The following is a 12520-nucleotide window of genomic DNA, read 5'->3' on the forward strand; positions in this document are numbered from 1 at the left end:
ATGCGACATAACGTACTTTTTGCCACAGCGTTTGCCACCCTTGTCTCCACCAGCACGTTTGCGGCTGAACTGCCTGGCAAAGGCATTACCGTACAGCCGGTGCAGAGCACCATTTCGGAAGAGAGCTTCCAGACGCTGATCGTCAGCCGCGCGCTGGAGAAGCTGGGCTACACGGTCAACACGCCGAGCGAAGTGGATTACAACGTGGGCTACACCTCCATTGCCTCCGGCGATGCCACCTTTACCGCGGTGAACTGGCAGCCGCTGCACGACGACATGTATGCCGCCGCCGGTGGCGACAAGAAGTTCTACCGCGAAGGGACCTTCGTGACGGGCGCAGCACAGGGGTATCTGATCGACAAGAAAACCGCCGATAAGTACCACATCACCAACATTGAACAGCTGAAAGATCCGAAGATCGCCAAACTGTTCGACACCAACGGTGACGGCAAGGCCGACATGATGGGCTGCTCGCCGGGCTGGGGCTGTGAAGCGGTGATTAACCACCAGAACAAAGCCTTCGATCTGGCGAAAACGGTCGACGTGAGCCACGGCAACTATTCTGCGATGATGGCCGACACCATTGCCCGCTTCAAAGAGGGGAAACCGGTGATCTACTATACCTGGACACCGTACTGGGTAAGCGACGTGCTGAAGCCGGGTAAAGACGTGGTGTGGCTGCAGGTGCCTTTCTCCTCCCTGCCGGGCGAGCAGAAAGATATCGACACCAGGCTGCCGAACGGCATGAACTACGGCTTCCCGGTGAACACCATGCATATCGTAGCCAACAAAGCCTGGGCCGAGAAAAACCCGGCGGCGGCGAAGCTGTTCTCGGTGATGAAGCTGCCGCTGGCAGACATCAATGCCCAGAACGCGATGATGCATGCGGGCAAATCGTCTGAAGTGGATGTGAAAGGCCACGTGGACGGCTGGATCAAAGCCCACCAGCAGCAGTTTGACGGCTGGGTGAAAGAGGCGCTTGAAGCGCAGAAGTAAAAATACAGACCTGCCCCTCACCCTAACCCTCTCCCAAAGGGAGAGGGGACGAGATACACCCTCTCCCTTTGGGAGAGGGCTGGGGTGAGGGGATCAATCCGCACCATCCCTCTAAACCGCACAAACACACACATAACAATCCCCCAACTTTCACAATCATTAGCTATTATGGTTTCCGGAAAAATAATCACTCAACTAACGATTCCTGAAACTAATGACAAAAACAACTCAAGGGCTTAGCCCCGCACTCATCCTTTTAATGTCCGTGGCAACGGGACTGGCAGTCGCCAGCAACTATTACGCGCAACCACTTCTCGACACCATCGCCCGCGCGTTCAATCTCTCCGCCAGCTCCGCAGGCTTTATCGTCACCGCAGCCCAGCTTGGCTATGCCGCCGGGCTGCTGTTCCTGGTGCCGCTCGGCGATATGTTTGAACGCCGGATGCTGATCGTCTCCATGACCCTGCTGGCGGCAGGCGGCATGTTAATCACCGCCAGCAGCCAGTCGCTGACGATGATGATTATCGGTACCGCCCTGACGGGGCTGTTCTCCGTAGTGGCGCAAATTCTGGTGCCGCTGGCGGCAACGCTCGCTTCACCGGAAAAGCGCGGCAAGGTGGTAGGCACCATCATGAGCGGCCTGCTGCTGGGGATTTTACTGGCGCGAACCGTCGCCGGGCTGCTGGCTAGCCTCGGCGGCTGGCGCACCGTTTACTGGGTGGCGAGCGTGTTGATGGTAGTGATGGCGCTGGCGCTGTGGCGTGGGCTGCCGAAAGTGAAGCAAGAGAACCACCTTAACTACCCTCAGCTTCTGGCCTCCGTGTTCAGCCTGTTCACGCAGGATAAACTGCTGCGCACCCGCGCTCTGCTGGGATGCTTCACCTTCGCTAACTTCAGCATTCTCTGGACGTCGATGGCCTTTCTGCTGGCCGCACCGCCGTTTAACTATTCCGAAGGGGTAATTGGTCTGTTTGGTCTGGCCGGTGCGGCAGGTGCGCTGGGCGCACGTCCGGCGGGTGGGCTGGCTGACAAAGGCAAATCGCACATGACCACGACCGCCGGGCTGGTGTTACTTCTGCTCTCCTGGGCGGCTATCTGGTATGGTCACGTCTCCGTGCTGGCGCTGATCGTCGGTATTCTGGTGCTCGACCTGACCGTTCAGGGCGTGCATATCACCAACCAGACCGTCATTTACCGCGTGAAGCCAGAAGCGAGAAACCGCCTCACGGCCGGGTACATGACCAGCTACTTTATCGGTGGTGCTGCAGGTTCGTTGATTTCTGCTTCCGCATGGCAGCATGCTGGCTGGACAGGCGTGTGCGCCATCGGCGCCATCATGGCGGTGCTGAATCTGCTGGTCTGGTGGCGTGGCTATCACCGCCAGGAGGCAATTCACTAAGATTTACACTGCTTTAGGCCTCCTGGGGTGTAAAGGGGGCCTGCATCTGTTAATGTTAACGCAATTATTTATTCCAGAAATTTTAATGTGGGTGACATATTTAGTATACGCATGAATAGCTCAGACCCCCATCCTCACATCCCCTCTTCAACGGGTTCATACCCTACGCTTTCTGTGCTCACCGGGTCACGGACTTACCCGGCGCTTTCTGATGGTGGCATACGTTTTGCGGATATAACCGCACAAATAATTCATTTACATTATTTGTCACTATCGTTACTATATCGGCTGTAATTAATGAGGTCATGCCCAAAATGGATAGTTCGTTTACGCCCATTGAACAAATGCTTAAATTCCGCGCCAGTCGTCATGAGGACTTCCCCTATCAGGAAATCCTGCTGACTCGCCTGTGCATGCACATGCAGGGTAAGCTGCTGGAAAATCGTAATAAAATGCTGAAAGCTCAAGGGATTAACGAGACGTTGTTTATGGCGTTAATTACGCTGCAGTCTCAGGAAAACCACAGCATTCAGCCGTCTGAGCTGAGCTGCGCGCTGGGTTCATCCCGCACCAATGCGACCCGTATCGCTGATGAGCTGGAAAAACGCGGCTGGATTGAGCGCCGTGAAAGCGACAACGACCGCCGCTGTCTGCATCTGCAACTGACCGATAAAGGTCACGAATTCCTGCGTGAGGTGCTGCCACCTCAGCACAATTGCCTGCATAAACTCTGGTCTGTCCTCAGCACCGCCGAGCGCGACCAGCTTGAGCACATCACTCGCAAGCTGCTCACCCGTCTGGACCAGATGGATGAAGACGGCGCCATTCTTGAGGCGCTGCGCTAACGCGACGACACGCTCGAATATCCAGATTTAAAAAAGAAAACTGACAGGCCAGCACGTCACACTGCTGGCCTTTCTGACAACAGGTCGGCTCAGCCGATGTGAAAATAAGAAGATCGTGGAGAACAACAATGAGCGCAAATGCGGAGAACACCAACCCGCAGCAACCGGCCAACAAGAAAGGCAAACGTAAGAGCGCCCTTCTTCTGTTGACCTTGCTCTTTATTATTATTGCCGTGGCATATGGGATCTATTGGTTTTTAGTATTGCGTCATGCCGAAGAGACTGACGATGCATACGTGGCAGGGAACCAGGTTCAAATTATGGCGCAGGTGTCGGGCAGCGTGACGAAAGTCTGGGCTGACAATACCGACTTTGTGCAAAAAGGGGATGTGCTGGTCACGCTCGATCCGACCGATGCCCAACAGGCATTCGAAAAAGCACAGACCGCGCTGGCCTCCAGCGTCCGTCAAACCCGACAGCTGATGATCAACAGCAAACAGCTTCAGGCCAGCATCGACGTGCAGAAAACCGCACTGGCGCAGGCGCAGAGCGACCTCAATCGTCGTGTTCCTCTCGGCACCGCCAACCTTATTGGCCGTGAAGAGCTGCAGCACGCCCGCGACGCCGTTGCCAGCGCGCAGGCCCAGCTGGACGTGGCGATCCAACAGTACAACGCAAACCAGGCGATGGTGCTGGGCACCAGTCTGGAAAACCAGCCAGCCGTTAAGCAGGCGGCGACCGAAGTGCGTAACGCATGGCTTGCCCTGCAGCGTACCAAAATCGTCAGCCCGATGACCGGCTACGTCTCCCGTCGTTCCGTGCAGCCAGGTGCGCAGATTGGCACCACGACGCCGCTGATGGCGGTAGTTCCTGCGAACAATCTGTGGGTGGATGCGAACTTCAAAGAGACGCAGCTTGCGCATATGCGTATCGGCCAGACCGCGACCGTTATCAGCGACATCTACGGCGATGACGTGAAGTACACCGGTAAAGTGGTCGGTCTGGACATGGGGACCGGCAGCGCCTTCTCCCTGCTGCCCGCGCAGAACGCCACCGGTAACTGGATCAAAGTGGTTCAGCGTCTGCCGGTGCGTATCGAGCTGGATGCCAAACAGCTGGCGGATCACCCGCTGCGTATCGGCCTTTCCACGCTGGTGACGGTCGATACCGCCAACCGCGACGGTCAGATCCTCGCAAGCCAGGTGCGCAGCAGCCCGGCTTATGAAAGTAACGCCCGTGAAATTAGCCTCGATCCGGTCAACAAGCTGATCGATGACATCGTGAAGGCAAACGCCGGTTAATCCGAAGGTGAGCGTTATGCAACAGCAAAAGCCGCAAAAACCGCTGGAAGGCGCGCAACTGGTCATTATGACCATTGCGCTCTCGCTGGCGACATTCATGCAGGTGCTGGACTCCACCATCGCAAACGTGGCGATCCCGACCATCGCCGGGAACCTTGGCTCGTCGCTGAGCCAGGGGACATGGGTCATTACCTCGTTTGGGGTGGCAAACGCCATCTCCATTCCGATTACCGGCTGGCTGGCAAAGCGCGTCGGTGAAGTGAAGCTGTTCCTGTGGTCAACGGTATTGTTCGTTCTCGCCTCCTGGGCGTGCGGCATGTCTAACAGCCTGACGATGCTGATTTTCTTCCGCGTCATTCAGGGGATTGTGGCCGGGCCGCTGATCCCGCTGTCGCAGAGTTTACTGCTGAACAACTACCCGCCCGCCAAACGCTCCATTGCGCTGGCGCTGTGGTCAATGACCGTGATTGTCGCGCCGATTTGCGGCCCGATTCTCGGTGGCTACATCAGCGATAACTACCACTGGGGCTGGATCTTCTTTATCAACGTACCTATTGGTGCGCTGGTCGTGCTGATGACCCTGCAGTCTCTGCGCGGTCGCGAAACGCGTACCGAGCAGCGGCGAATTGATGGCGTGGGGCTGGCGCTGCTGGTTGTCGGCATCGGTAGCCTGCAGATCATGCTCGACCGGGGTAAGGAGCTGGACTGGTTTGCCTCGTCGGAAATCATCGTCCTCACGGTCGTTGCCGTGGTCGCCATCAGCTTCCTGATTGTGTGGGAACTGACGGACGATAACCCGATAGTCGATCTCTCGCTGTTTAAATCGCGAAACTTCACCATCGGCTGCCTGTGTATCAGCCTTGCCTATATGCTCTACTTCGGCGCGATCGTTCTGCTGCCGCAGCTGTTGCAGGAAGTGTACGGCTATACCGCAACCTGGGCGGGGCTGGCCTCTGCGCCTGTGGGGTTAATACCGGTTCTGCTGTCGCCGATTATTGGTCGTTTCGCCCATAAGCTCGACATGCGAAGGCTGGTCACGTTCAGCTTTATCATGTACGCCGTGTGCTTCTACTGGCGCGCGTATACGTTCGAACCGGGGATGGATTTTGGCGCCTCCGCGTGGCCGCAGTTTATTCAGGGCTTTGCCGTGGCGTGCTTCTTTATGCCATTGACCACCATTACGCTTTCCGGCTTGCCGCCTGAGCGCATGGCGGCGGCGTCGAGCCTGTCGAACTTTACCCGAACGCTGGCAGGCTCGATTGGGACGTCCATCACTACCACGCTTTGGACCAACCGGGAATCATTGCACCATGCGCAGTTGACCGAAGCGGTGAACCCGTTCAACCCAAATTCTCAGCAGATGTACAATCAGCTTCAGGGAATGGGTATGACGGAGCAGCAGGCGTCAGGGTGGATTGCCCAGCAGATCACCAACCAGGGGCTGATTATCTCGGCCAACGAGATTTTCTGGATATCGGCAGGGATCTTTATCGTCCTGCTGGGGCTGGTGTGGTTTGCCAAACCGCCGTTTGGTGCCGGTAGCGGCGGCGGCGGTGCGCACTAGTCCTGTGACAGTTGCCCGGTGGCGCTGCGCTTACCGGGCCTACGAACGTAGGCCGGATAAGGCGTAGCCGCCATCCGGCAAAAAACCGCACCGTGTCCAGAACGCGACAGCGATTGTCAGTTCCGATAAAGCAGCGCGCCTGAAATCGATTCACGATAGTGAAAAGACAACAGGAGCGCATCATGCTGAACACACCCGCCGACAAATACCAGCCTTATCCGACCGTTTCCCTGCCCGACCGCCGCTGGCCGGAGCAGCGCATCACCCGCGCGCCGCGCTGGCTCTCAACCGACCTGCGCGACGGCAACCAGGCGCTTGCCGAGCCGATGGACAGCGCACGCAAGCTGCAGTTCTGGAACCTGCTTCTGGGCTGCGGATTCAAAGAGATTGAAGTGGCCTTCCCTTCTGCCTCCCAGACCGACTTCAACTTTGTGCGTCAGCTGATTGAAGAGAACCGCATTCCGGACGACGTCACGATTCAGGTGTTAACCCAGGCGCGGGAAGATCTCATCCGTCGCACTTTTGAATCCCTGCGCGGCGCGAAACAGGCCACCGTCCATCTCTATAACGCCACCGCCCCGCTGTTCCGCCGCCTGGTATTCGGCATGGAGAAAGCGCAAGTCGTCGAGCTGGCGACGCGCGCCACGCGGCTTATTCGTCAGCTGTGTGAAGAGAACCCGGACACCCGCTGGCAGTATGAGTATTCCCCGGAAACCTTCTGCTTTACCGAACCGGAATTTGCGCTGGAGATTTGTGAAGCCGTGGCAGAGATCTGGCAGCCGTGCGACGAACGGCCGATGGTGATCAACTTACCGGCCACCGTCGAAGTGAGCACGCCGAACGTCTATGCCGATCAGATCGAGTATTTCTGCCGCCACTTCAGCCGCCGCCGCGACGTCTGCATCAGCGTGCATCCGCATAACGACCGCGGTACCGGCGTCGCCAGCGCCGAGCTGGCCGTGATGGCGGGCGCAGACCGCGTGGAGGGCTGTCTGTTTGGCAACGGGGAGCGCACGGGCAACGTCTGCCTGGTGACGCTGGCAATGAATCTCTACAGCCAGGGCGTTAGCCCGAATCTGGACTTTAGCGATATGAACCGCGTAGTGGAAGTGGTGGAAGCCTGCAACCAGCTGCCGGTGCATCCGCGCCATCCTTGGGCGGGACGGCTGGCCTATACCGCCTTCTCCGGCTCGCACCAGGACGCGATAAAAAAAGGCTTTGATGCCCGTCAGCCCGGCGAGCGCTGGGAGATGCCCTATCTGCCCGTCGATCCGCAGGATATCGGCTGTACCTATGAAGCGGTGATCCGCGTGAACAGCCAGTCGGGCAAAAGCGGCAGCGCGTGGCTCATCGAACAGAACCATGGTCTGAAATTACCCCGCGCCCTGCAGCAGGATTTCAGCCAGCACGTGCAGCAGGAAACGGATCGCCACGGAAAAGAGATGACGCAAAACGCGCTGTGGCAACTGTTCCGCACCCGCTACGGCCTGGTAGCCACCCCGCAGTTTGCGCTGCAATCCTACCGCAGCGACAGCCAGCAGGATGGCCAGCTGCGTTTGACGGCAAGCATCTATACGCAGGGAGGAACGCGCCAGCTGGAAGGCCAGGGTAACGGTCTGCTCTCCGCCGCCGCTCAGGGCTTAAGCCGCTGGGTCAACGCCCCGTTCGTGATTAAGGATTACCACGAGCATACGTTAGGCGAACGCAGCGACAGCCGCTCGGTGGCCTACATCCGCTGCCTGTTCCAGGACGGCAGCAGCCGCTGGGGCGTGAGCATTGACAGCGACGTGGCGCGCGCGTCGCTTCAGGCGCTCTTTAACGCCGTCAGTCGTTCTTAAAGTAATCGCTGGGTGAAGTTCCCATCACCCGGCGAAACATCGCCGTAAAGGCGCTGTGGCTGCCGTAACCCAGATCCAGCGCCACGCGCAGCACTGGCTGGCCCTGCGCCAGCCGCACTAAGGCTTCCAGCAGTCGTGCCCTTCTCAACCACTCGCCGTAGCTTAATCCCGTCTGCTGCTGAAAATGGCGGTTCAGCGTGCGCTCGCTCATCCCTACCATGCTCGCGGCCTGCGCGCTGCTCCAGCTTTCCCCCGCGTTTTGCCGGATTTGCCGACACAGATGACGTAATGCCTCACTTTCTGGCTCCGGCAGATGAAACGGTAATACCGGCATCATGCGGATTTCATCGAGGATCAGTTCATAGACTCGTTCATCGCGGCTGCCGGGCGAGTACGATTCAGGGAGCGAAAGGGAGACGAGGATCAGCTCGCGTAGCAATGGTGAGATCTGCACGATCTGACAGGTTGCCGGGAGATCGGCGCGCGCCAGCGGATCGATAAACAGCGTGCGGGCTGCGACATTGCCGGTGATTCGAAGCGAGTGCTGTGTCCCGGCAGGGAGCCAGACGCCGCGGCCTGGCGGTACCACCCAGCAGCCGGATGCGGTATCGACCCGCACCACGCCGGTCAGGCTGTGCAACAGCTGAGCGCAGTCGTGCTGGTGCCACGGCTCGCTGTCACCATGAACGTAATCATGGGAGAACGGAACGAGGGGGCGATGGGTAAAGGAGAAGGTTGCGGTTGTGGTCATGGGGTTAAACAACCCTCACCCTACCCTCTCCCTGCGGGAGAGGGAAAAGGTGCACTAGATGTGCAGTTCCTGCAGTTTTTCTTTTGGCAGGGCCAGCTCTTCGTTGCTGTTCACGCGAACATCACGCTCGATGATGTGACGCGCGATTTCCTGCGCTTCTTCCAGAGAGTGCATCTGGTAAGTACCGCATTGGTAAACGTTCAGCTCAGGGATCTGGTTCTGCTCTTTCACCTTCAGCACGTCTTCCATCGCCGCTTTCCATGCATCTGCGACGCGTTTCTCGTCAGGCACACCAATCAGGCTCATGTAGAAACCGGTACGGCAGCCCATCGGAGAGATATCGATGATCTCAACGCCGTTGCCGTTCAGGTGGTCACGCATGAAACCGGCGAACAGATGTTCCAGGGTGTGAATGCCTTTCTCTGGCATCACTTCTTTGTTTGGCACGCAGAAACGCAGATCGAAAACGGTGATCGTGTCGCCGTGCGGGGTGTGCATGGTCTTCGCCACGCGGACTGCAGGTGCTTCCATACGGGTATGGTCGACAGTAAAGCTATCTAATAACGGCATACGTCACCTCCGATAGTGATTTTTTTTAAAATAAACTGAACTCTTCTACAGAATGCGCGTCTGAGTATATGAAAGACGCGCATTTGTTATCATCATCCCTGAATTCAGAGATGTATATTTTGGCCACAGCGATGTGGCCTTTTTCTTTTTCAGCTCAAGCCTGCTTCGCCAGAAACGCCTCAAACGACTCGGTATCCGCCGCCTCGACCTCTTTCTGACGCACAACGGACGCATCGCGTTCCGCCACAAAATCCGCTTCGCTCAGCACTTCTAACGGCTCCTGCATCAGCATCTCACGGTACTCTGCTGAGAGTGAACGCCCCGTGCCGCCAATGCCCTGATCAATCATAGAACGCAGAATGCGTGCTGAGAACGTCAGTTCAGGATTATCAAAGCTTTCAACCAGCTGGTCGCAAACGGCCTGATACGCTTCACCACCGTATACGCTGTCCATCGTCTGGGCCACGCGCTTCAGGTCGTGGAACAGATCTTTACCCACCTTAGCGAGCGGGAACTGTGCCGTTTCACAGCCGATGCCTAACGTCAGGCCCGGCTTGCGCCCTTCCAGAATCACGCGATTCCAGTTGGTACGGGTACAGAGCAGTTCGTCTGAACTCATTTCCGGTGCATCCGCCAGCACGCACCAGACCATAAACAGATCGAGGAAGCGAACCTGCTGCTCGTCTACGCCAATCGGCGAGAACGGGTTGATATCCAGCGAGCGCACTTCAATGTATTCAATGCCGCCGCGCTGCAGCGCGTCCGACGGCGTTTCACCGCTGCGGGTAACACGTTTCGGACGAATCGGCGCATACAGTTCGTTTTCAATCTGCAGCACATTGCTGTTGATTTGCAGACGCTTACCGTCTTTTTCGAGGCCGATTTTCTCGTACTCTTCCGACGGGGTTTTGATCGCCCGCTTCAATCCTGCCACATACTCGTGCAAATCGTTAAACGTAATACCGAGATTGCTTTGCGATTTATTGGTATAGCCAAGGTCGCTCAGGCGCAGAGAGGTCGCGTACGGCAGGTAATACATTCCGCACTCGGTCTTCTCAAACGGCAGCGTGGTCGGTTTCCCCTGCAGGAAGGAAGAACAGATCGCCGGAGAGGCGCCAAACAGATACGGGATCACCCAGCCGAAACGGTAATAGTTGCGGATCAGGCGGAAGTAGCCCGCTGAGATCGCGTCTTTATCCGTTTCACCGCATTTCGCCTGCCAGAACGCCATTGGCAGTGAGAAGTTGTAATGCACGCCTGAAATTGTCTGCATCAACGCGCCGTAGCGGTTTTTCAGCCCTTCGCGATAGAGCGTCTTCAGTTGACCGATATTGGACGTGCCGTATTGTGCCAGCTCAATCTCCTGCCCCTGCTCGATATAGCACGGCATGCTGAGCGGCCACATGCGCTCATCGCCCATGTTACGGGCAGTAAAGCGATGAATATCACGCAAAATGGAAAGCATATGATCGACATCGCCTTCCACCGGCGTGATGAATTCCAGCAGCGCCTCAGCAAAATCGGTTGTGATCCATTTATGTGTCAGCGCCGAGCCTAACGCCTTCGGGTGACCCGTCGTCGCTAAGCTACCGTCCGCGTTAACGCGCAGCGTTTCACGCTCAAGACCACGCTGAATACCCTTCAATGCCTGAGGGTGGTTTTCCAGCCAGGCCAGCGCCTGAGATACGTCCGGGATCAAATTGACCTCCCGCCTGTCAAAGTAATGTTACTCAGCATAATTGTAATGGTTGACGATTGAAGGTCGCGTATTCATTCCACCAATTAGTGCCACCACGTCATACCCTGCAGCGTTGCCCATGCCACGAGCACATAGCGCAACGCCTTGCCAAGGCACAAAAAAAAGAGCACTGGTCCCCAGGAGATGCGCATCCATCCCGCCAGCAGACACAGTAAATCACCTATTACAGGCATCCAGCTTAATAACAGCGTGGCAGCGCCATAGCGTTTTAGCCAGCCGACTGCCTTTTCCTGCCAGCGCGATTTTTCGCGGAGCGGAAAGAAACGCCCAAGAATAACGTTAGTCAGCCCTCCAAGGCTATTACCCATTGTTGCTATTAACACTAGAAACCAGGGCTGACTCACGCCGGACAACAGCATCGCCACCAGCACCACTTCCGAATTTCCCGGTAAGAGCGTGGCGCTTAAAAAACTGCTGGCGAATAATGAGGCAAGTGACAGCGCGTCACTCACAGTAAGCGAACGTCCACCGCAGCCATTCCGGCATCATGCGCGGCCTGAATACCAAAATCGGCATCTTCAAACACAACGCATTTTGCCGCAGGTACGCCCATGAGTTCTGCACAAAGCAGGAAAGTGTCCGGTGCGGGTTTGTGATGTTTAACGTGATCGGCAGCAACCACGGCCGAAAAATAGTGGCGCAGGCCAAGATGGTTGAGCAATGCTTCTGCAATCGCGCTTTCACTGCCCGTCCCCACCGACATTGGACGGCGTCCATGCCACTCTTTTACCACATCAATGAGTGGCAAAGGGCGAACGGTGTCTAAAAGCATCGCTTTTACCGCATCGGTTTTTTCACGCGCGAGAAGGTGCGGGTCGAGATCGGCCTGATTGAGTTCAATCACGGCCTGAGCAATACGCCAGGTTGGCGAGCCGTTGAGGGCAATCATCGCCTGAAGGTCGAAACGCATACCGTAACGGCTCAGGACGTCAGTCCAGGCTTTACGGTGCGTGGGTTCGGTATCCAGGATGGTGCCATCCATATCGAAGATCAAACCGTCATACTGTGCGTACATCGTGCTCTCGCTAACCGATTAACAAAGCATTACTTTATCGTAAATGGTGGTTTTTGTCGCTGATTGAGAGTGTGATTGCTGACGGAACGTCGAAGGAATAAACAAAGAAGGAGAAGATGGTGCATCCGGGAGGATTACTCGGCTTACGCCTCGCCCTGCGGGCCGTTGCTAAAGCAACGTTATCCTCCCTGGTGCTTGCGATTAACTCGCAGACCTTAAAACAACAGCATCGCTGTTATCAAGGAGAATATGGTGCATCCGGGAGGATTCGAACCTCCGACCGCTCGGTTCGTAGCCGAGTACTCTATCCAGCTGAGCTACGGATGCATCAGGGAACTGCTTTCAGAAATAATAAATGGTGCATCCGGGAGGATTCGAACCTCCGACCGCTCGGTTCGTAGCCGAGTACTCTATCCAGCTGAGCTACGGATGCATCAGGGAACTGCTTCAGAAATAGTAAATGGTGCATCCGGGAGGATTCG

Annotated in this window: 11 protein-coding genes and 2 tRNA genes; 6 read left to right on the top strand and 7 right to left on the bottom strand. The window is 56.7% G+C overall.

The annotated features are described in order from the left end of the window. The 6 genes from proX (at position 1) to leuA (ending at position 7943) form a co-directional block, all read left to right on the top strand. Positions 1-996 (top strand): glycine betaine/L-proline ABC transporter substrate-binding protein ProX, encoded by a 996-nt coding sequence (proX, locus tag K5E19_RS11520; RefSeq protein WP_221551313.1) that lies wholly within the window; start codon positions 1-3, stop codon positions 994-996. 214 nt (positions 997-1210) lie between these two features. Further along, on the top strand, positions 1211-2395 hold the full coding sequence (locus tag K5E19_RS11525) for an MFS transporter (RefSeq protein ID WP_089601290.1): 1185 nt from the start codon (positions 1211-1213) through the stop codon (positions 2393-2395). A 314-nt stretch (positions 2396-2709) separates the two neighbouring features. Beyond that, positions 2710-3240 carry a transcriptional repressor MprA gene (mprA, locus tag K5E19_RS11530; protein ID WP_089601288.1) on the top strand — a complete coding sequence of 177 codons (531 nt, stop codon included), beginning with the start codon at positions 2710-2712 and terminating at the stop codon, positions 3238-3240. Positions 3241-3368: 128 nt separating this feature from the next. After that, the gene (gene emrA, locus K5E19_RS11535; protein WP_221551315.1) at positions 3369-4541 is read left to right on the top strand and encodes a multidrug efflux MFS transporter periplasmic adaptor subunit EmrA; all 1173 of its coding nucleotides are present in this window, start codon (positions 3369-3371) and stop codon (positions 4539-4541) included. A gap of 16 nt (positions 4542-4557) precedes the next feature. Then, positions 4558-6105: a multidrug efflux MFS transporter permease subunit EmrB gene (gene emrB / locus K5E19_RS11540; protein ID WP_221551317.1), complete on the top strand. Its 1548-nt coding sequence runs from the start codon at positions 4558-4560 to the stop codon at positions 6103-6105. 182 nt (positions 6106-6287) lie between these two features. After that, the gene (gene leuA, locus K5E19_RS11545) at positions 6288-7943 is read left to right on the top strand and encodes a 2-isopropylmalate synthase (RefSeq protein ID WP_221551319.1); all 1656 of its coding nucleotides are present in this window, start codon (positions 6288-6290) and stop codon (positions 7941-7943) included. Here the strand turns inward: leuA and K5E19_RS11550 are convergent. The 7 genes from K5E19_RS11550 to K5E19_RS11580 all read right to left on the bottom strand — a co-directional run bounded on the left by K5E19_RS11550 (position 7930) and on the right by K5E19_RS11580 (position 12471). Beyond that, the gene (locus K5E19_RS11550; RefSeq protein ID WP_221551321.1) at positions 7930-8694 is read right to left on the bottom strand and encodes a helix-turn-helix domain-containing protein; all 765 of its coding nucleotides are present in this window, start codon (positions 8692-8694) and stop codon (positions 7930-7932) included. The two genes, leuA and K5E19_RS11550, sit on opposite strands and share 14 nt — an antisense overlap. 54 nt (positions 8695-8748) lie before the next feature. Then, positions 8749-9264 (bottom strand): S-ribosylhomocysteine lyase, encoded by a 516-nt coding sequence (gene luxS / locus K5E19_RS11555; protein ID WP_047646219.1) that lies wholly within the window; start codon positions 9262-9264, stop codon positions 8749-8751. A 154-nt stretch (positions 9265-9418) separates the two neighbouring features. Continuing rightward, positions 9419-10963 carry a glutamate--cysteine ligase gene (gshA, locus tag K5E19_RS11560; RefSeq protein ID WP_221551323.1) on the bottom strand — a complete coding sequence of 515 codons (1545 nt, stop codon included), beginning with the start codon at positions 10961-10963 and terminating at the stop codon, positions 9419-9421. Between the two features lie 83 nt (positions 10964-11046). Then, positions 11047-11475, bottom strand: a complete 429-nt coding sequence (locus tag K5E19_RS11565) for a YqaA family protein (protein WP_221551325.1) — start codon at positions 11473-11475, stop codon at positions 11047-11049. Beyond that, the gene (gene yqaB / locus K5E19_RS11570; protein ID WP_221551326.1) at positions 11472-12038 is read right to left on the bottom strand and encodes a fructose-1-phosphate/6-phosphogluconate phosphatase; all 567 of its coding nucleotides are present in this window, start codon (positions 12036-12038) and stop codon (positions 11472-11474) included. Before yqaB ends, K5E19_RS11565 begins: the two co-directional genes overlap by 4 nt. A gap of 250 nt (positions 12039-12288) precedes the next feature. Next, positions 12289-12365 (bottom strand) — tRNA-Arg (locus K5E19_RS11575). Positions 12366-12394: 29 nt separating this feature from the next. Further along, positions 12395-12471 (bottom strand) — tRNA-Arg (locus tag K5E19_RS11580). Positions 12472-12520: the final 49 nt, after the last annotated feature.

Origin of the sequence: Enterobacter sp. RIT637 (assembly GCF_019718755.1) — a bacterium.
In the GTDB taxonomy this organism is placed as follows: domain Bacteria; phylum Pseudomonadota; class Gammaproteobacteria; order Enterobacterales; family Enterobacteriaceae; genus Enterobacter.